General features: G+C 72.3%; 16 protein-coding genes and 3 pseudogenes. 3 read left to right on the forward strand and 16 right to left on the reverse strand.

What is annotated here, in order from left to right:
- Positions 1 to 16: 16 nt before the first annotated feature.
- From ACQEWB_RS08495 to ACQEWB_RS08505, 3 genes and pseudogenes are all read right to left on the reverse strand, one after another.
- Positions 17 to 1,052 (reverse strand): annotated as a pseudogene (locus tag ACQEWB_RS08495) (phosphotransferase family protein).
- A 385-nt stretch (positions 1,053 to 1,437) separates the two neighbouring features.
- The gene (locus ACQEWB_RS08500; protein WP_432828668.1) at positions 1,438 to 1,632 is read right to left on the reverse strand and encodes a hypothetical protein; all 195 of its coding nucleotides are present in this window, start codon (positions 1,630 to 1,632) and stop codon (positions 1,438 to 1,440) included.
- 196 nt (positions 1,633 to 1,828) lie between these two features.
- Positions 1,829 to 2,104: a hypothetical protein gene (locus tag ACQEWB_RS08505; RefSeq protein WP_432828670.1), complete on the reverse strand. Its 276-nt coding sequence runs from the start codon at positions 2,102 to 2,104 to the stop codon at positions 1,829 to 1,831.
- Positions 2,105 to 2,300: 196 nt separating this feature from the next.
- Between ACQEWB_RS08505 and ACQEWB_RS08510 the strand changes: the two genes are divergently transcribed.
- Positions 2,301 to 3,752 (forward strand): protein kinase domain-containing protein, encoded by a 1,452-nt coding sequence (locus ACQEWB_RS08510; RefSeq protein ID WP_432843708.1) that lies wholly within the window; start codon positions 2,301 to 2,303, stop codon positions 3,750 to 3,752.
- A gap of 141 nt (positions 3,753 to 3,893) precedes the next feature.
- Here the strand turns inward: ACQEWB_RS08510 and ACQEWB_RS08515 are convergent, their stop codons facing one another.
- The 11 genes and pseudogenes from ACQEWB_RS08515 to ACQEWB_RS08565 form a co-directional block, all read right to left on the reverse strand.
- Entirely contained in the window at positions 3,894 to 4,286 is a 393-nt protein-coding gene (locus tag ACQEWB_RS08515; protein WP_432828672.1) for an NUDIX domain-containing protein, read from the reverse strand.
- 5 nt (positions 4,287 to 4,291) lie between these two features.
- Positions 4,292 to 5,110 (reverse strand): TrmH family RNA methyltransferase, encoded by an 819-nt coding sequence (locus tag ACQEWB_RS08520; protein ID WP_432828674.1) that lies wholly within the window; start codon positions 5,108 to 5,110, stop codon positions 4,292 to 4,294.
- A 64-nt stretch (positions 5,111 to 5,174) separates the two neighbouring features.
- On the reverse strand, positions 5,175 to 6,407 hold the full coding sequence (cobA, locus tag ACQEWB_RS08525; protein WP_432828676.1) for a uroporphyrinogen-III C-methyltransferase: 1,233 nt from the start codon (positions 6,405 to 6,407) through the stop codon (positions 5,175 to 5,177).
- A 158-nt stretch (positions 6,408 to 6,565) separates the two neighbouring features.
- On the reverse strand, positions 6,566 to 10,093 hold the full coding sequence (cobT, locus tag ACQEWB_RS08530; protein WP_432828678.1) for a nicotinate-nucleotide--dimethylbenzimidazole phosphoribosyltransferase: 3,528 nt from the start codon (positions 10,091 to 10,093) through the stop codon (positions 6,566 to 6,568).
- Positions 10,094 to 10,143: 50 nt separating this feature from the next.
- Positions 10,144 to 10,797, reverse strand: a pseudogene (locus tag ACQEWB_RS08535) (nicotinate-nucleotide--dimethylbenzimidazole phosphoribosyltransferase); the annotation flags it as partial.
- Positions 10,798 to 11,188: 391 nt separating this feature from the next.
- A complete protein-coding gene (gene cbiE, locus ACQEWB_RS08540; RefSeq protein WP_432828680.1) occupies positions 11,189 to 12,406 on the reverse strand; it encodes a precorrin-6y C5,15-methyltransferase (decarboxylating) subunit CbiE in 1,218 nt (405 codons plus the stop codon).
- A 101-nt stretch (positions 12,407 to 12,507) separates the two neighbouring features.
- Entirely contained in the window at positions 12,508 to 13,146 is a 639-nt protein-coding gene (locus ACQEWB_RS08545; RefSeq protein WP_432828682.1) for a GNAT family N-acetyltransferase, read from the reverse strand.
- Positions 13,147 to 13,288: 142 nt separating this feature from the next.
- Positions 13,289 to 14,125, reverse strand: a complete 837-nt coding sequence (locus ACQEWB_RS08550) for a MetQ/NlpA family ABC transporter substrate-binding protein (RefSeq protein ID WP_432828684.1) — start codon at positions 14,123 to 14,125, stop codon at positions 13,289 to 13,291.
- A 65-nt stretch (positions 14,126 to 14,190) separates the two neighbouring features.
- On the reverse strand, positions 14,191 to 14,895 hold the full coding sequence (locus ACQEWB_RS08555) for a methionine ABC transporter permease (protein ID WP_432828686.1): 705 nt from the start codon (positions 14,893 to 14,895) through the stop codon (positions 14,191 to 14,193).
- Positions 14,892 to 15,929, reverse strand: coding sequence for a methionine ABC transporter ATP-binding protein (locus ACQEWB_RS08560; RefSeq protein ID WP_432828688.1), 1,038 nt, complete (start codon positions 15,927 to 15,929; stop codon positions 14,892 to 14,894). The genes ACQEWB_RS08555 and ACQEWB_RS08560 overlap by 4 nt, the downstream gene beginning before the upstream one ends.
- Before the next feature lie 329 nt (positions 15,930 to 16,258).
- Positions 16,259 to 16,552 (reverse strand): annotated as a pseudogene (locus tag ACQEWB_RS08565) (HAD-IA family hydrolase); the annotation flags it as partial.
- Positions 16,553 to 16,685: 133 nt separating this feature from the next.
- On the opposite strand from ACQEWB_RS08565, the gene ACQEWB_RS08570 reads away from it, so the two are divergent.
- On the forward strand, positions 16,686 to 17,045 hold the full coding sequence (locus ACQEWB_RS08570; RefSeq protein ID WP_242770902.1) for a hypothetical protein: 360 nt from the start codon (positions 16,686 to 16,688) through the stop codon (positions 17,043 to 17,045).
- Positions 17,026 to 17,463 (forward strand): hypothetical protein, encoded by a 438-nt coding sequence (locus ACQEWB_RS08575; protein WP_432828691.1) that lies wholly within the window; start codon positions 17,026 to 17,028, stop codon positions 17,461 to 17,463. Before ACQEWB_RS08570 ends, ACQEWB_RS08575 begins: the two co-directional genes overlap by 20 nt.
- Here the strand turns inward: ACQEWB_RS08575 and ACQEWB_RS08580 are convergent.
- Together ACQEWB_RS08580 and ACQEWB_RS08585 are read right to left on the reverse strand one after the other, a co-directional pair.
- A complete protein-coding gene (locus ACQEWB_RS08580) occupies positions 17,453 to 17,950 on the reverse strand; it encodes a GNAT family N-acetyltransferase (protein ID WP_432828693.1) in 498 nt (165 codons plus the stop codon). The two genes, ACQEWB_RS08575 and ACQEWB_RS08580, sit on opposite strands and share 11 nt — an antisense overlap.
- 46 nt (positions 17,951 to 17,996) lie before the next feature.
- Complete coding sequence (locus ACQEWB_RS08585) at positions 17,997 to 18,503, reverse strand: RNA polymerase sigma factor (protein WP_432828695.1); 507 nt, start codon at positions 18,501 to 18,503, stop codon at positions 17,997 to 17,999.
- Positions 18,504 to 18,520: the final 17 nt, after the last annotated feature.

Consider the following 18,520-nt stretch of genomic DNA (forward strand, 5'->3'; position numbering starts at 1 on the left):
GACGGTCGGTTGCACCCTACTTCGCGGAATCCCGAGCCAACTCCGGTGGGAGGGAACTCATTCGGGCACATGCGTCGATCAAGGACATCTCGATCTCGTCGAGGGCGCGGTTCTCCGCGACGGCCTTGGTGATCGCGCGGGCGGCGGTCTGCACGGTGAGGGCGCGGGCCGGGACGTCCAGTGCCGGCCAGGGGTCGCCGTCGGGGGGTACGGCCGGGCCGGCGGCGGCGCGGTAGGCGGCGAGGAAGCGGGTCCACTCGTCGGGCGGGAGGAGACCGCAGGCGTACCAGGCGGCAGGGCGGGCGAGGTCCCAGGCGGGGACGCCGGTACCGAGATCGTCGACGTCGATGAGCAGCCAGGGCCCGTCGGGGGCGGGGTGCCGGACGAGCTGGCCGAGGTGGAGGTCGCCGTGGCAGAGGGTCGTGGTGTCCGGCATGGGGGCCTCGGCGCGGGCCCAGGCGGGGAGGGTGCGCCAGGCGTGGAGGACGGGTGCGGCGGCCGGGTGGGTGGGGGCGGTGGTGTTGAGGCGGGTGATGGCTTGGGCTGCTTTGGCGGGGCCTCGCATGGGGGGCAAGGGGGCCGAGGCGAGGGCAGGGGCGGCGTGGCGGAGCTGGGTACGCGGGCCGAGGGCGAGGCAGCCGCGGAGTCGGAGGCGAGGGTGGGGTGGGGCTTGGGACAGGTGTTCGGTGGAGGCGGGCCAGGAGGGTGGCGGCGGCTTCCCAGGGGGCCGCGTCCGGGTCGTCCGGGTCTACGGGGGCGCCGTAAGGCCAGAAAGTCACGTGGCGGCCGTGCAGGTCGATCGGGGTCGAGGTGAGTGGGGGCAAGAGGATGCCGGGGAGGTGGGTGGCCGTGGCCAGGCGGAGGGTGAGGTCGGGGAGGGGGGTGCCGGGGGCGTGGGCCTTGGCGACCGTGTCCGCGTGGCGGACGACCGTGGCGTCGGGGCGGTCGGCGAGGACGGATCCGCTGCAGAGGCAGGGGGCGGGGGCGGGGCGCGCGTGGGCTTGGGCCTTGGCTCGGGCGGTGAGGTCGGTGAGCAAGGGGGTGGCGGTCACGGGGCTCCCTGCGGGCGGTGGGTCTGGTCGTGAGGGTACGGCGGGGAGGCGCGGCAGGGTTGTCGGGCTCGGGAGTTTCTCGCCCCCGCCGCCCCTACCCGTCCCATCACCAGGGGCTTCGCCCCTTCGACCCCACCAGGGGGCTTCGCCCCCTGGACCCCCGTCGGCCCGAAGGGCCTCGTCCTCAAACGCCGGACGGGCTGGAGGGGCTGGGGGGGGACCGGCGCTGCTTCAATGAGTGACCGTCCCGTTTTCGGGCAAAGCAATGCCGGCGCAGCTCCCCAGCTGCGCCGGCATTTTTGCCGTCCGCCGCACCCCCGTCCCCACGGGGTTTCATGGGTGGATGTCCCCGCCCGGACCGCTCTTCCGGGCCTGGGGTCGCCGCTCAGCGCCCCAGCATCACTCCCACGGACGACGCCTGTGTGGCCACGGTCTCCCAGCCGTCGAAGACGAAGAAGAGCAGGGCCGCCAGGGGGAGGACCATGATCGTCGCCACCAAGGGGTGGCGGCGGCCCGTGCGGCGGCGGAGCTCGGTGCGCTCCCTTGTGCGGATCACTGCCCGCGGTGCCGTCAGAGCCATGGTCCCTCTCCTGACCGTTCAGTTGTCGTTGGCAGCGGCGGGTGTCTGACCTCGGGGGACGAGTGCTGCACCCGCCGCTTGACCTCAAATCTAGGCGTCCGGCGCTCGTCGCACGTCATGCCCTCGTACCGATTGCCGGGCCTCCCGGAGGATGAGCCATCAGCCGGTGCGTACTCCCCTGGGTGGAGACGTGGACCTAGGTCTCAGGGTCTTCCCGGAGGGGACGCCCGGTGTGTCCGGGCTTCTCCGAGCTGTCCTCGCGGGGTACCGGCTGCTCGACCAGTGCCAGCACCCGGGTGGCCATGAAGCGGGCCGTGCGGATGACCGAGCCGCTCCGGGTGACTTCGCTCACTTCGACGACACCTCGCCGTACCGCCGTCTCCACCCTGCGGCCCGCTCTGCTCGCCACCACCTCATAGGTGCGGGTCGTGTCGCCCGCGTCCACGACTATCTCCACGCGATCACCCTTCACGTGTTCAATCCCCCTTCTGTGATGGGTGGTTGGAAGCGGACGTAGGGCTAAGTGCGCCTGTTCGCGCGCTCCCTGACCGTCCTTCAAGTCTCCCACCCGGCACTGACAATCCATCTGGGCCAGAGGGCGCGGCCTCTGCGCGCGGGCGGCCGGGTAAACGTAAGCTGTGCCACGTCACACGGACCGGGCAGCGGGGATGAACATGGCGATGATGCGCCTGAGGCGCGAGGACCCGCGCGTCGTCGGCTCGTTCAGGCTTCACAGACGGCTCGGCGCGGGTGGGATGGGCGTTGTCTACCTGGGCTCCGACAAGAAGGGGCAGCGGGTCGCGCTGAAGGTCATCCGGCCGGATCTGGCGGAGGATCAGGAGTTCCGGTCGCGGTTCGCGCGCGAGGTCTCGGCCGCGCGGCGGATCAGGGGCGGGTGTACGGCCCGGCTGGTCGCGGCGGATCTCGACGCGGACCGGCCGTGGTTCGCGACGCAGTACGTGCCCGGGCCCTCGCTGCACGACAAGGTCGCCGACGAAGGTCCGCTCAGCGCGGCCGACGTCGCGGCCGTGGGGGCCGCGCTGTCCGAGGGGCTCGTCGCCGTCCACGAGGCCGGGGTCGTGCACCGGGATCTGAAGCCGTCCAACATCCTGCTGTCCCCGAAGGGGCCGCGGATCATCGACTTCGGCATCGCCTGGGCGACCGGGGCCTCCACGCTGACGCACGTCGGCACGGCCGTCGGCTCCCCCGGCTTCCTCGCGCCCGAGCAGGTGCGCGGGGCGGCCGTGACCCCGGCCACGGACGTGTTCTCGCTCGGCGCCACCCTGGCCTACGCGGCCATGGCCGACTCGCCCTTCGGGCACGGCAGTTCCGAGGTGATGCTGTACCGGGTCGTGCACGAGGAGGCGCAGCTCCACGGCGTTCCGGACGCACTCGCTCCGCTGGTGCGCGCCTGTCTGGCGAAGGACCCCACCGAGCGGCCCAGCACGCTCCAACTCTCGCTGCGACTCAAGGAGATCGCCGCCCGCGAGGCCAACGGGCCGGCCGATGTGCGTCCGCCCGGGCCGCGGGCGAGCGAGGCCGACCGGCCCACCGGGCGGCTCGCCGACACCTACCCCGAGCAGCAGCGGCGACCGCAGGGGACCCCGCCGCCGCGCGGGGCCTCTCCGTCGTCGTCCCGTGGGCCCGCTCCGGTGCGCGGTGGCGGGGTTCCCTCGCGGGGCGGAAGTGCGGGCGGCGCGTCGCGCGGTGGTACGGCGCCCGGAGGTCCCGCGTCCCGCGGTGGCACGGGATCGTCCTCGCGCGGTGCCGGGGCGTCCGCCTCGCGTTCCGGCGCGCGGCCCACGCCCACCTCGCGCAACGGTGCCCGTCCCGGTGGTGGCAACCGGCCCGGTCCGCGCAGCGGTACCGGACGTCCGGCGCCCAGGACCACGGGGACCGGTCGGCGGCCGGCCAATCCGCGGCTGCTGCGGCAGCGGCTGTTCGTGTTCGTCGTCGTGACCCTGCTGGTGGCGCTCGGCATCGCCGCGGCGCAGGGCTGCCAGGGGCCGCCGCGCGGACTCGGCGGCGACCGAGGTGTCGTAAAGAACGAGCAGCGGCAGGTACGGCCGGGGCAGGCGTCGCAGGTGCCCGAAGGGAAGCCCGGCGCAGGCACGGATTAGCCACGGATCGGCCGTCGGCCGCCGGAAGCCGGCCGGCGGCGGGCTACGGGAGACCGGCGGCAGCCGACGATCCGGGACCAGGTGCGGCCGAGGGAAGGCCGACCGCGGCCGGCGGGGTGACGGTCGCCGGACGGCGGGGTGTCACAGGCTCGGCAGGATCCGTTCGAAGAACTCCCGGTCGCCGTCGAAGATCGGGGCGAGGGTGAGGAACTCCTCCGGGGTGACCCAGCGGGTCTCGGCCACCTCGACCGGGTCGGGGACGATCTCCCCGTGGTCCGCGTCGGCCGTCCACCAGTGGAGGCGGAAGTGGCCGTCGTCGGTCTCCGACTCCCAGACCTTGGCGCCCGGGGTGACGGTCAGGCCGACCTCCTCGTGGACCTCGCGGACCAGGGCCTGCTGCTGGGTCTCCCCCGGTTCGAGCTTGCCGCTGAGAGGCTGCCAGTAGCCGGGGCGGGAGACGGTGGGGCCACGCCTGATGGCCAGTACCCGGTCGTCCCGGCGCAGCACCGCGACGATCGCGTCGCGCTGAGCCAAGGCCCTCACCCCTGCGGGCGGCCGGTGGCCACCGCGTAGAAGGCGACCGCGGCCGCCGCGCCCACGTTGAGGGAGTCGACGCCGTGCGCCATGGGGATGCGCACCCATTCGTCGGCGGCGACCAGGGCCTGGGTGGAGAGGCCGTCGCCCTCGGCGCCGAGCATCAGGGCCACCCGGTCCATCTTGTGCGGGGCGGCCTCGTCGAGGGACCGCGCCTTCTCGTCGGGGGTGAGTGCGAGCAGCGTGAAACCGGCCTCGCGGACCGACTCCAGGCTCTTCGGCCAGCTGTCGAGCCGGGCGTACGGCACCGAGAAGACCGCGCCCATCGAGACCTTGACGCTGCGGCGGTACAACGGGTCGGCGCAGTCGGGCGACAGCAGCACCGCGTCCATGCCGAGGGCCGCCGCCGAGCGGAAGATGGCGCCGATGTTGGTGTGGTCGTTGACCGACTCCATGACGACGACCCGGCGGGTGGTCTGGAGGAGGTCGGCGGCCGTGGGCAGCGGTTTGCGCTGCATGGAGGCGAGCGCGCCGCGGTGCACGTGGTAGCCGGTGACCTGTTCGGCGAGCTCCGGGCTGACCGCGTACACCGGGGCCGGGAGCTCGTCGATGACGTCCCGCATGACGTCGACCCACTTCGCGGACAGCAGCATGGAACGCATCTCGTACCCGGCGTCCTTGGCCCGCCGGATGACCTTCTCGCCCTCGGCGATGAACAGGCCCTCGGCCGGTTCTCGCTTCCGGCGCAGCTCGACGTCGGTCAGGCCCGTGTAGTCGCGCAGGCGGGGGTCGTCTGGATCCTCGACGGTGATGAGATCGGCCACAGGGTGATACTGCCTTGTCCTGGGTGTGGTGCCAACGGCTGTGTACGAGTTGGGTTACCCGCGGTTACGCGGACGGCTGCGGACCCACGGAGACGACCTCGCCGATGACGATGACCGCCGGCGGCCTGACCTCCTGCGTGCGGACCGTCTCGCCGACCGTCGCCAGGGTCGCGTCCACGCGGCGCTGGGCGGCCGTGGTGCCCTCCTGGATCAGGGCGACCGGGGTGTCGGCGGGCTTGCCGTGCGCGACGAGTGTCTCGGCGATCTTCCCGATCTTGTCGACGCCCATGAGGATCACGAGAGTGCCGGTGAGCTTCGCGAGGGACGGCCAGTCGACCAGGGAGCGCTCGTCGTCGGGGGCGACATGGCCGCTGACCACCGTGAACTCGTGGGCGACACCGCGGTGGGTGACCGGGATGCCGGCCGCCCCCGGCACCGAGATCGAGCTGGAGATGCCGGGGACGACGGTGCAGGGGATGCCGGCCTCGGCGAGGGCGTGCAGTTCCTCCATGCCGCGGCCGAAGACATAGGGGTCGCCACCCTTGAGCCGTACGACCGACTTGCCCTGCTTGGCGTGCTCGATCAGGGCGTTGTTGATGGCCTCCTGGGCCATGAAGCGGCCGTAGGGGATCTTCGCCGCGTCGATCACCTCGACGTGCGGCGGGAGTTCGGCGAGCAGGTCGCGGGGGCCGAGCCGGTCGGCGATGACCACGTCGGCCTCGGCGAGCAGACGACGGCCTCGGACGGTGATCAGGTCCGGGTCGCCGGGACCTCCGCCGACGAGGGCGACGCCGGCCGTGCGGGTGCGGTGGTGGGGCGCGACCAGGGTGCCGTCACGGAGGCCTTCCACCACCGCGTCGCGGATGGCGGCGGTGTGGCGGGGGTCGCGGCCGCGGGCCTCGGTGGTGAGGACGGCGACCGTGACGCCCTCGCTGTGACCGGTGGCCGGCGTCCAGGCGGTGGCCGCGTCCGCGTCGTCGGAGCGGACGCACCACACACGGTGGCGCTCGGCCTCGGCGGAGGCTGCGGCGTTGGCCTCGGCGTCGCTGGTGGCGATCAGGGCGTACCAGGCGTCCGCCAGGTCACCGTCGGCGTACCGCCGCTGCTGCCAGCCGATCTCACCGGCGTCCGCCATCGCCTCGACGGAGGGGGTCACCTCGGGAGACACCAGGAGGATGTCCGCGCCGGCCGCGATCAGGGCCGGGAGGCGGCGCTGGGCGACCTGGCCGCCGCCGAGGACGACGACCCGGCGGCCGGTGAGGCGGAGGCCTACGGGGTAGGCGGGGTGTTCGGCCATGAGGTGCGGCTCCTCGTGCAGGCAAGGCGATGGGTGCTACGGCTCTGGAGCAGCCCTGACGTGCGGATTTCAAAGACGAATGCAGACGGGGTCGGACGGGTTCAGCGTACGGCCGGGGTGGGGTGCACGCAGGAGCGCGTACCCCACCCCGGACGGGGTCACTTCTCGGTGACGCCCGCCGAGTCGAAGGTCGCGACCTCGTGCATGGCCCGGGCGGTGCTCTGCACCAGCGGCAGGGCGAGCAGCGCGCCCGTGCCCTCGCCGAGCCGGAGGTCGAGGTCGACCAGCGGACGCAGACCGAGCTTGTTCAGCGCGGCCACATGGCCGGGCTCGGCGCTGCGGTGGCCCGCGATGCAGGCCGCGAGAACCTCGGGGGCGATCGCGCGGGCCACCAGGGCGGCGGCACCGGCGCTGACGCCGTCCAGGATCACCGGCGTACGCAGCGAGGCACCGCCCAGCAGCAGGCCCACCATCGCCGCGTGCTCGAAGCCGCCGATCGCGGCGAGTACGCCGATGGGGTCGGCCGGGTCGGGCCGGTGCAGTTCGATGGCACGGCGGACGACCTCGGTCTTGCGGGCGAGGGTCTCGTCGTTGATACCGGTGCCGCGGCCGGTGACCTCGGCGGGGTCGGTGTCCGTGTAGACGGAGATCAGGGCCGCGGACGCCGTCGTGTTGGCGATGCCCATCTCACCGGTCAGCAGCGCCTTGTTGCCCGCCGCCACCAGGTCTCGGGCCGTCTCGATGCCGACCTCGATGGCCTGCTGGGCCTCCTCGCGGGTCATCGCGGGACCGGTGGTCATGTCGGAGGTACCGGCACGGACCTTGCGGGGCAGCAGCCCGGGCGTGGCCGGCAACTCGGCCGCGACACCCACGTCCACCACGCACACCTCGGCGCCGACCTGACCCGCGAAGGCGTTGCAGACCGCGCCGCCGCCGAGGAAGTTGGCGACCATCTGAGCGGTCACCTCCTGCGGCCACGGGGTGACCCCCTGGGCGTGCACCCCGTGGTCACCGGCGAAGATCGCGACGGCCGCGGGCTCCGGGATCGGCGGCGGGCACTGGCGCGAGAGCCCGGACAGCTGCGCGGAGATGATCTCCAGCATGCCGAGCGCACCGGCCGGCTTGGTCATCCGCTTCTGCCGCTCCCAGGCCTCGCCGAGCGCCTTGGCGTCGAGCGGGCGGATCTGGGCGACGGTCTCGGCGAGCAGGTCGTGCGGGTCCTCGCCGGGCAGCGCGCGTCGGCCGTACGTCTCCTCGTGCACGACCCAGGACAGCGGGCGGCGCTTGGACCAGCCGGCCTGCATCAGCTCGGGCTCGTCCGGGAACTCGTCGACGTACCCGACGCACAGGTAGGCGATGACCTCGAGGTGCTCGGGCAGCCCGAGCGCCCGCACCATCTCCCGCTCGTCGAAGAAGCTGACCCAGCCGACGCCGAGGCCCTCGGCGCGGGCGGCGAGCCAGAGGTTCTCGACGGCGAGGGCGGCGGAGTAGGGCGCCATCTGCGGCTGGGTGTGCCGGCCGAGGGTGTGGCGGCCGCCGCGCGTCGGGTCGGCCGTGACCACGATGTTCACCGGGGTGTCGAGGATGGCCTCGATCTTCAGTTCCTTGAACTGCTTCGCCCGGCCCTTGGGCAGCGACTTCGCGTACGCGTCCCGCTGCCGCATGGCCAGCTCGTGCATGCTGCGCCGGGTGTCGGCGGAACGGATGACGACGAAGTCCCACGGCTGCGAGTGGCCGACGGAGGGAGCGGTGTGCGCGGCCTCCAGCACCCGGAGCAGCACCTCGTGCGGGATCGGATCACTGCGGAAGCCGTTGCGGATGTCACGGCGCTCCCGCATGACCTTCAGGACGGCCTCGCGCTCGGCGTCGTCGTAGGCGGGCGCGGCCGGGCCGGTGGACTGTCGTGCTTCTTCCACTGCGGCCGTGCTCTCTTCCTGGTCGGCGGCCCGGGTCTCCAGGTCCTCCGCGTGCTGTACGAGTTCGATGTCGGCCTCCCGCGGCGCGGGGACCATGGCACCGACGGGCTCCACCGCGGGCTCCTCCTCCGGGGGGAGGGTGAGCGGGTGCGGCGGTGTCGGGGCGAGGTGGGGGGTGGTCGGGACGGATCCCGCCACGGGGACGAACTGGCCGAGGGACTGGTCCGGTTCGGGGTGACTGAGGGGGGTTTGGGACATGGGTTCGGTGGGGGCCTCGGCGACGATTTCGGCGGGAAGCTCACCGAGGGTTTCGGCGGGAGCCTCGGGGTGCGGGTCGGCAGGGGCGTCAGCCGGGGTCGCGGAGGCTTCGGCCGGGGCCGCAACGGGCTGCTCGGGTGCGTCGGCCGCGAGCGGGAGAGCGGCGCTTTCCGGCGCGAGTACCGGCTGGTCCTCGGTGGGGGCTACGGCGGCGTCGGGGACGTTCCCGGCGGCCAGAGGTTGGGGTGCGTCCGGTACGGCGGTGGTGGCCGGGTCCGTGGCGGAGCTGTCCGGCGCCAAGACTGCGGCCGGAGCGTTCGCGGGCGGCTCGGCGTCGAGGGCCGGCTGCGCGGCCGCGACGGGACTCAAGGCCGGGTCCTCGTGAGCGTGTTCGGCGCCCGCAGCGACGGAGGCGTCTTCGGGCAGGGCCGTCAAGGCGTCCGCCGGGTGCGCGGGCTGCGTCGCGTCCGGAGCAGGTGGGAAGGGGGTGGCTTCGGCGGGTACGGCGGTGCCGGGCGCCTGCGCGGGTACGACGATGTCGGCGGCCTGGGCCGACTCGGCGGCGGCGAGGTACGCGGGGTCCACGGCGATGGCGTGAGCGGCGGTCGGGCCGTCGGCGTCGGCCACCGGTGCCTCCGGGACGTCGACGGCGTGCGGTGCGACGGGCTCCGGAGTGAGGGGGGCGTCGGCTGCTCCGGCGCCGGGGACCTGGACCGCCTCGGGGGACAGGGCCTCCGGGAAGTGGGCCGACTGGGCAGCGTCGGGCAGCTGGGCGGCGTCAGGTGCGACGGCGTCGAGGAACTGGCCGCTCTCGGGCAGGACTGCTTCGGTGACCTGACCGGTCTCCGGCACGACCGCCTCGGCGACCTGACCGCTCCCAAGCGCGACAGCCTCGGGCGCCTGACCGCTCCCAAGGGCGACAGCCTCGGGCGCCTGACCGGTCTCCGGCACAGCAGCTTCGTCGGCCTGCGCGCCCTCGGGCGCCGGTGCGGCTTCCGGTGTGTGCACGGCTCCCGGAAGAGGAACGGCGTCGGAAGCCTGGCCCGCCTCGGGCGCCGGCCCCGCCTCGAAGACCGGACCGCCGTGGGGACCTTGACCGGCCTCGGGGGCGGTCTCGACGCCGACAACGGCCTCCGCGTCAGGACCAGCGCCGACGGCCTGGATCAGGTCGGCATCGGCAGCGGGCGTAGAAGCAGAACCGGTGCCCTGACCGCTGTCCGCAGACCCTCCGGTCGATCCGACCGGCCCGTCCGCCGCGACAAGCCCGCCCGGAGGGACGGCATCGCCGGCGGCAGCGAGCCCGCCGACGGCCACCCGGCCGCCGTCCGCAAGGAGCTCGCCCGCGGCTGCCTGCCGTACATCCGCACCGAGTCCAAGGGGCGGAAGCTGCCCGCCCTCCGCAGCGAGTCCGGCCGAACCGACGGCGAACTGCCCGCTCTCGGCGGACACCCCCACCGGAACCTGCCCGCTCTGCGGCCCGTACGCCGCACCGGCGGCCTCCGCCGCCTGCACACCGTACGCACCCTCACCGCTCTGCCCGGCAGGCTGCGTCGGGCCCCCGTCTCCGAGGCGATGCGCGTCATGACCGCCTGGGCCGCGCCCACCGACTCGACGCTCTGGTCCTGGGCCGGGACAACCGTTTCCGCAGCCGGGGCCTCCGCGGGCACCGGCGGCTGGGCGGTCCATGGGCTCGCGGGCTGGGGGTACGCCTCGTGGAGCTGGGGGGTGTCGAGGTATTCCGGGCCGACCGTCGGGGGGCCGGGGTGGCGGACCGGGGCGCCTGCGGGGCCGCGGTCGGCGAGGGAGCGGACCGGGCTGGCGGAGGCGTCGGGGATGGGCGGGCCGAGGTGGAGCGGGCGGCGCGGGGTGACCGACGCCTGCACGGAGCCCTGTACCGCACCCTGGAGCGGTGTCGGCGCGGGGGCCGGCGTCGGGTTCGGGAGGCGGACGCCGCCGAGGTCGACCGAGCCGCTGTCACGGCCCGCCGTCTCGTGCGGGCCGGGTTCGTGGACGGTCTCGACGACCGGCTCCGGCGCGGGCGGCGCGACCTCGTTGCCCCACGGGCTCTGCGCGCCCGGCAGCAGCAACAGGTCTTCGTCCTCGGCGGTGGTCTCGGAGAGGTAGGTGTACGCACCGTGCGCGGTCACGCCCGGCTGTTCCACCATGCCTGCGCTCTCCGGCAGTCCCTCGCCCGGGACCTGGCCGGTGTCCGTCATGCGTACCCCTCGCCCATCGTTTAGTGCTTCTGCAACCAGCTCACCGAAAACGGCGCACTGACCGCCCCCGTAGTGAAGAACGAGCGTGCGTGCCCAGCGGCACGAACGACCCGCCCCTAAAAGGCGACAAAGCCATTCAGTGGCATTCTCTCGGCCGTTCGACCGCCGCGACAGCTTGATCCGCGACGGCCCGCTGTGGACTGCGCCACGTTGCGCGTCCTCCGGTTCTGCCGTACCACACCCACCCCAAAAGGGGCGCGTTTTCCGGACATTGGCGAACGAAGTGCCGGGCCACCCGGTGCGGTGCAACGATCGGCCAGCCTACCGCGAGCGGTACGACTACCGGATCACCGGGACGGCAGAAAACAGGATCACTGGGACGCGGGCGGGGTCACGACACGCGCTCCGGGAGCACGGCGCTGAGCAGGAACGCGACGCTCCGCTCCGTCTCCCTCCAGGCCCTGGTGTCGAGTTCGACGGACTGGATGAGGGCGCACTCGACGCGGTAGCCGTGCTCGGTGAGGTCGCGGCCGACGAGTTCGGCCTCGTCGCGGGTGGAGGCGTGGGCGACGATGCGCTGCGGGCGCCGGTCGGCGACCGCGGAGACCACGGCCGCTCCCCCGCCGCCGACGCGCACGACGTCGGGTTCGGGGAGGTTCTCCATGACGTGCGGGGCGGTGCCCTGGACGATCTGTAGTTGCACGCCGAAGCGGCGGGCGGCGGCATCGGTGCGGGCGCAGGAGTCCAGGGTGCGGTCGACCGCGATGACGGCGGCGCCGGCGCGCGCGGCCTCGACGGCGAAGGCGCCGCTGCCGCAGCCGATGTCCCACACGAGGTCCCCGACGTGCGGTCCCAGCCGGGCGAGTTGGGCGGCGCGGAGCAGATCCGTTTCGCCTTCGCCGAGCGGACCGTCGTATCCCTCACCGGGTTGTGTCCAGCCGCGGGGTCCGGCGCCCGGGTCGCGTCCGGCGAGCCAGCCGCCCTCGCCCGCGCGGGCCGGGCCGACGGGTCCGCCGATGACGATGACGACGTTGGGGTCGCGCCAGGTGTGGTCGGCCGCCTTGTCGGAGGTGAGGATGGTGACCTGTTCGCGCTCGGTGCCGAGTTCCTCGCAGATGACGAAGGTGCGGTGGACGCCCTCCATCAGCAGGCCGAGTTCGGCGGGGCCGGCGCCGGGGGAGGTGAGGACGGCGACCTTGGTGTGGGCCCGGCACACATTCACCGCGCGTCGCAGGGTGCGCCGGTGTGCGACGACCACCTGCGCGTCGTCCCAGGGCATACCGGCACGGGCGAAGGCCGCGGCGACGGAGGAGACGGCGGGGACGACCTCGACCTCGAGGCCGAACTCGGGGGCGCGCAGGGTCCGTACGACTCCGAAGAACCCGGGGTCGCCGTCGGCGAGCACCACCGCGGTGCCACGGTGGCCGGCGATCCGGCGGGCGGCGAGGGCGACGCTGCCGAGGCGGATGCGCTCGGCGGCCGGGGGCACCTCGGGGAGCGCCAGGTGGTGGGCGGCACCGGCCACCAGCGTGGCGGCGCCCAGGGCGGAGCGGGCCGCGGCGGTCAGCGGTGAGCCGTCCCAGCCGATCACCGTGACACGGTCGGCCATCGTCGTCGGTCTCCAGGAGGTTTACGCAGGTCGGGCTGTGAGGGTACCTGGTGGCGGCCGCAGCGGACCGGGCGGTGCCGTCCCTCTCCTGCCCCCGGGGTTCAGTTCCAGTCGGTGAAGGAGGTGAAACCACCGGAGTCGGCGAGTTCCTCGTCCGCGCCGTCGAGGTCCTCGGGCAGCAGGCTCCACACGATGTAGTCGGTGCGCACGTCGCTCCAGGTGCCGTCGTCCGCCCGCACGCGCGCTATGCAGGCGCCCCGCAGCACGCCCTCGCTGATGCAGCCGATCTTCTGGGCGACCTGCTGGGAGGCGGTGTTGTCGGCGGCCGTGCGCAGCTCTAGGCGCTCGAACTTCTGGTCGGTGAACAGCCATTGGGCGGTGGCGAGCGCGGCCTCGGAGGCGTAGCCCTCGCCGCGGGCCCAGGGGGCGATGATGTACGACATCTCGGTGGACCGCACCCGCCAGTTGGTCTTGGCGAGCTGGACGATGCCGACCAGGCGCTGGGTGAGGAACTCGGTGACGGCGAAGTCGAGTCCGCGGCCGGCCTCCCGCTCGGCGGGCGCGTACTCGGTGATCCAGCCGCGGGCCTGTTCCGCCGAGTAGGGCTGCGGCACGGCAGTCCAGGCCCCGACCTGTTCGTCGTTCATCATCTCGGCCAGCGCGGGCACGTCGTCCTCGTCGAGGGGACGCAGCACCAACCGCTCCGTGCTGATGGAGATGTTGGGGAAGGTGCCAGCCATGCGCCGCTCCGTAACCTCTGGACAATGTTCAGTGCCTGCTGAACTGCCCAGCATGCAGCATGACGGTCCGGAACCGCACCACGGGGTCCACTCCGGGTGAGCGAGTGGACCCCGTGCGTGGCGATACGCCGTATACGTGCCGTCAGAAGGACGGGATGACCGAGCCCTGGTACTTGTCCTCGATGAACTTCTTGACCTCGGGCGAAGTGAGCAGCTTGGCCAGCTTCTTCACGCGCGGGTCCTTCTCGTTGCCCTCCTTGACCGCGAGGAAGTTGCCGTACGGGCTGTTCTTCGCGGACTCCAGGACGAGGGCGTCCTTGGCGGGCTTGATGCCCGCGGAGATGGCGTAGTTGCCGTTGACGACCGCGGCGTCGACGTCGTCCAGGGAGCGCGCGGTCTGGGCCGCCTCGACCTCCTTGAACTTGAGGTTCTTCGGGTTCTTGGTGATGTCCTGCGGGGTCGCCTCGCTGCCCGCGCCGTCCTTGAGGGTGATAAGGCCGTTCGCGGCGAGCAGCTTCAGGGCGCGCGCCTCGTTCACGGCGTCGTTCGGGACGGCGATCGTCGCACCGCTCTTCAGCGCGTCGGCCTTCTTGACCTTGTGGGAGTAGAGGCCGAGCGGCTCCAGGTGGACCGTGACGACGGGCACGATGTGGGTGCCGCGCTTCTTGTTGAAGTCGTCCAGGTACGGCTGGTTCTGGAAGTAGTTGGCGTCCACCGAGCCGTCCTCGGTCGCGGTGTTCGGGACGATGTAGTCCTGGAACTCCTTGACCTCCAGGTCGAGTCCGGCCTTCTTCGCCAGGTTCTTCTTGACGAAATCCAGGATCTCGGCGTGCGGGGTCGGGCTCGCGGCGACGACCAGCGGTCCGCTGTAGTCGGAGGAGCTGGAGGCGGAGTCCGTGCCGGAGCCGCAGGCGGTGAGCCCGAAGGTGAGGGCTCCGGCGGCGAGGACGGCGGCGGTGAGCTTTGCGGTGTTACGCACGAAAAGTGCCTTTCCTTATGGGTGCAGCGACCCCGCGATGGGTGGTGCGGGGAGTCTGAGGTGGGCTACTTCGCCTTCAGCAGGCGCAGCTTCGGCGCCGGTCCGGAGCGTCCGCCGCGACCGTGCAGCGAGCGGGCCGCGAAGTCGCCGGCGAACTGGATGAGCGAGATGACCACGGCGAGGATCGCCACGGTGATCCACATCAGCTGGGTCTCGAAGCGCTGGTAGCCGTAGCGGATGGCGATGTCGCCGAGCCCGCCGGCGCCGACCGTGCCGGCCATCGCGGAGTAGCCGATGAGGGCGACGATCGTGGTGGTGGTGGAGGCGATCAGCGAGGGCAGCGACTCGGGTACGAGGACCTTGCGCACGATCGTCCAGGTGTTGCCGCCCATCGACTGCACGGCCTCCACAAGGCCGCCGTCCACTTCGCGGACCGCCGTCTCGACGAGCCGCGCGAAGAAGGGGATCGCACCGATCGCGAGCGGCACGATCGCGGCCTCACGCCCGATGGTCGTCCCGGTGATCCAGCGCGTGAAGGTCATCAGCGCGACCATCAGGATGATGAAGGGCATCGACCGGGCGACGTTCACGACCTGCCCGATCACCTTGTTGGCGAAGACGTTCTGCAGCAGCCCGCCCCGGTCCGTCAGGACGAGCAGGATGCCGAGCGGGAGCCCGCCGACGACGGCGATCAGCGTGGACCAGCCGACCATGTAGAGGGTGTCCCAACACGCCTGGGACAGCAGCGGCTGCATCTCGGACCAGGTCACGGCCGGGCACCTTCCTTCAGCAGTACGGGCTCCTGGCCCAACACGTCGATCTGCAGGCCCTGTTCGCGCAGGAAGCCGATGGGCACCACGTTGTCCTCGTAGCGGCCGGGCAGTTCGATGCGCATCCGGCCGACCTGGAGTCCGCCGACGGTGTCGATGGCGGCGCCGAGGATCGAGATGTCGATGTTGTAGGTGCGCGAGAGCTGGGAGATGACCGGCTGGGTCGCGGCCTCGCCCTGGAAGGTGACGTCGACGACGGTGCGGTCGTCGCCGGTGGCCTCGCCGCCGACCGGGAAGAGCGCGGAGGCCAGCTCGGAGCCGGGGGTGGCGAGCAGTTCGCTCACCGTCCCGGACTCCACGATCCGGCCGTTCTCCATCAGGGCGGCGGAGTCGCAGATCGACTTCACGACGTCCATCTCGTGGGTGATGAGCAGGACGGTGAGGCCCAGCTGCCGGTTCAGGTCGCGCAGCAGCTGGAGGATGGAGCGGGTGGTCTCCGGGTCGAGGGCGCTGGTGGCCTCGTCGGAGAGCAGCACCCTGGGGTCGCCGGCCAGCGCGCGGGCGATGCCGACCCGCTGCTTCTGACCGCCGGAGAGCTGAGCCGGGTACGCCTTCGCCTTGTCGGCGAGCCCGACGAGGTCGAGCAGCTCAAGCGCCTTCCGCGACCGCTCCTTGCCGGATTTCCCGAGGATCTCCAGCGGCAGCTCGACGTTGTCCTGGACGGTCCGCGAGGAGAGCAGGTTGAAGTGCTGGAAGACCATGCCGATACGGCTGCGCGCCTGCCGCAGCTCCTTGCCGGCCCGGGGTCCGCGTCCGGCGAGGGCGGTGAGGTCCTGTCCGGCGACGGTGACCGTCCCGGCCGTGGGGCGTTCCAGCAGATTGACGCAGCGGATGAGCGAGGACTTGCCGGCACCGGACTGGCCGATGACGCCGTACACCTCGCCTTCGCGGACGTGCAGATCGACGCCGTCGAGGGCGGTGACCTCACGGCCGCGCGAGCGGTAGACCTTGGTCAGGCCCGTGGTGGTGATCACTGGGGTTTCCATCACTGTCGAGTACGCGGGCGTGGGTGTGCCCTGGTACGGGAGGGAAGTCGTGCGGTGCGCGGGCAACGGTTCACGTACGGCGTTCGGCGAACGGCGTACGGACATGCCACAAGGGCTCGCTTCGGGGCGCGAGGCTCAAGAGGTGGTGCGGGGGCCCTCTAGAAGGCGCACATTCGACACATACAACGAGCACCGGGCGTCAGGGTCGCCTCGGTCGCAAAGCTGCGGCTGCTCGTCGTAGTCATGCGATCAGTAAAACAGAAGTACGGTCCTGACAAAGCGCCGCTGTCCGCATGATGGACAGCGGCGGACGGGTTTCAGCCGCGGACGGAGATCTCCACTCCCCCGTCGGTGACCAGTGCGGACAGGGCCGACAGGTCCTTCACCACGAGGTCGGCGTCGAGCTCGTGGGCCTGGTGGGTTGTGGTCAACGCCACGGTGGTCATCCCGGCAGCGCGACCGGCCGCCAGCCCCGCTGGGGCGTCCTCGAAGACGACGCAGTGGGCCGGATCGACGCCCAGCTGCCGGGCGGCGAGGAGATAGGGCTCGGGGTCGGGCTTGCCGCGGGTGATGTCGTCGGCGGTGATCAGCGTCTTGGGCAGGATCCCGACGGGCGTCGGGCCCAGCGCATGGGGGTCCCCCCGCGCGAGCGAAGCCGAGCGTGGGGGGGGTAGGGCAGCGAGTCGAGGAAGTCCCGGCGGGGTCGGCGGCGTCGGGCCATTTCGGCCGTAATAAGGTCACGGCATGCTCACTGCCCTGACGCTGGCGACCGGTGTCGCCGCGCTGCTGCTCGCCGCCTGGTGCGGCTGGGCCGCCTACCGGGACCAGCCCACGAAGGACTGGCACTTCATCGGCATGGCCGTGGTGTCGCTGCTGGCCGTGGTGCAGCTGGTGATCGGGATCGTGCAGCTGGCGCGGGGCGAGAAGCCGGAGCAGGGCACGACGATCTTCGTGGCGTATCTGATCGGCGCCTTCGCGTGCGTTCCGGCCGCGGGGTTCATGTCGCTCGCGGAGCGGACCCGGTGGGGCTCGGTGACGGTGGCCGCCGGCGGTGTGGTGCTGGCCGTGCTGGAGGTGCGGCTCTATGACATCTGGGGAGGGTGAGTTGACCACCGTGGAACAGAAGCCGAAGCGCCTCATCAGCGGGCCGGGGATGCTGCTCGTCTGGTTCTACGGCGTGATGGTCGTCGGCGCGGTGTCGCGCTCCGTGTACCAGATCGCGACCGAGTTCGACCGGGCACCGCTCGCCTACTCGCTGTCGGCGGTCGCGGGTGTCGTGTACGGCTTCATCACGTACTCGCTGGTCCGCGGCGGCGAGAGGGCCCGCAGGGCGGCACAGGTCTGCTGCGCCGCCGAACTCGCGGGTGTGCTGATCGTCGGCACCTGGACCCTGGTCGACAAGTCGGCCTTCCCGGACGCGACGGTCTGGTCGGACTACGGCATGGGGTACGTCTTCATCCCCGTACTGCTGCCGCTGTCCGCGCTGTACTGGCTGCGGAAGAACCGCACGGTCACGCAGTAGCCACGTACGCCTCGACCGGCTTCTCCATGACGATCATGGGTACGCCGTCGGTGCCCTCGGAGGTGCCCACCGTCTCGTAGCCCACCCGGCGGTACAGGCGCAGGCTGCCCTCGCTGCGGTGGCCGGTGTGCAGCCGGAAGCGCTTGGCGCCGCGCTCCTCCGCCAGCGCCGACTCGGCCGCGCGGAGCAGCCGGGCACCGATGCCGTGGCCCTGGAGGCGCGGGTGGACGCAGAGCTTGCCGATGGCGGCCGAGCCGTCCTCGGTGACCCGGCCGCGCACCGAGCCGACCACTTCCTCGCCGAGCCGAGCCACGAAGACGCAGTCCGCGACCACCTCCTGACGGACCGAGTCCAGGCTCTGGACGAGCGGGTCGATGCGGTAGTTGCCGTACAGCGCCGCCTCGCTCTGGAAGCACAGGTACTGGAGCTTGAAGATCTGCTCTGCATCCTGCTCGGTCGCCACCGAGATGGTCACGCTCATGCCCATGTGCGCACGCCTCCCGCTCACCTGATCGCCATTTCGTCCCTCACTCCTATCCCCGCACTTCGCGGGCCGCAACCTCCGGCGTGAGCAAACGACGGAGACAACCCAGGCATCTGGAACGTTCCGGGCCGAGACTGCCCTGTGAGATACCCAACTCCCCGGCGATTTCCCGGTATGTCAGGTCTTTCGGGGAGAGCAGGGCCTCCATCAGGCTGGGGCAGCGGCCGGGCAGCCGACGGACCGCGTCCCGCAGGGCCCGGCGGGAGGCGGCGGCGAGGGCGAGGTGTTCGGGGTCCGGGTCGGTGTCGTCCACCGGTTCGGTGTCGTACGGCCGTTCGATGCGGTGGGTACGGCGGGTGCGTCGAGCCTCGGAACGGACGGCCCGGCGCAGCCAGCCCGGCGGGTCGAGCGGTGGGCCGTCCGTGTCGAGGCGCTCCAGGAGGCGGAGCCAGACCGCCTGTTCCAGGTCGCCCGGCTCGGTACCGGAGGCATGTGCCTCCGCGCCGGCTTCGGCGGTGAGCAGGGGGCGCAGGGCGGTGAGGAGATCGTGCGTCATATGCGGCACGACGCGGC

Origin of the sequence: Streptomyces sp. CA-249302, assembly GCF_050936785.1 — a bacterium.
Taxonomy (GTDB): Bacteria; Actinomycetota; Actinomycetes; order Streptomycetales; family Streptomycetaceae; genus Streptomyces.

Excerpts from the sequence above, each read along its gene's own strand:
- ACQEWB_RS08500 (WP_432828668.1), bottom strand. The coding sequence starts at position 1,632 with ATGGCTCTGACGGCACCGCGGGCAGTGATCCGCACAAGGGAGCGCACC.
- ACQEWB_RS08510 (WP_432843708.1), top strand. The coding sequence starts at position 2,301 with ATGAACATGGCGATGATGCGCCTGAGGCGCGAGGACCCGCGCGTCGTC.
- cobA (WP_432828676.1), bottom strand. The coding sequence starts at position 6,407 with ATGGCCGAACACCCCGCCTACCCCGTAGGCCTCCGCCTCACCGGCCGC.
- cbiE (WP_432828680.1), bottom strand. The coding sequence starts at position 12,406 with ATGGCCGACCGTGTCACGGTGATCGGCTGGGACGGCTCACCGCTGACC.
- ACQEWB_RS08545 (WP_432828682.1), bottom strand. The coding sequence starts at position 13,146 with ATGGCTGGCACCTTCCCCAACATCTCCATCAGCACGGAGCGGTTGGTG.
- ACQEWB_RS08570 (WP_242770902.1), top strand. The coding sequence starts at position 16,686 with ATGCTCACTGCCCTGACGCTGGCGACCGGTGTCGCCGCGCTGCTGCTC.
- ACQEWB_RS08575 (WP_432828691.1), top strand. The coding sequence starts at position 17,026 with ATGACATCTGGGGAGGGTGAGTTGACCACCGTGGAACAGAAGCCGAAG.
- ACQEWB_RS08580 (WP_432828693.1), bottom strand. The coding sequence starts at position 17,950 with ATGGGCATGAGCGTGACCATCTCGGTGGCGACCGAGCAGGATGCAGAG.
- ACQEWB_RS08585 (WP_432828695.1), bottom strand. The coding sequence starts at position 18,503 with ATGACGCACGATCTCCTCACCGCCCTGCGCCCCCTGCTCACCGCCGAA.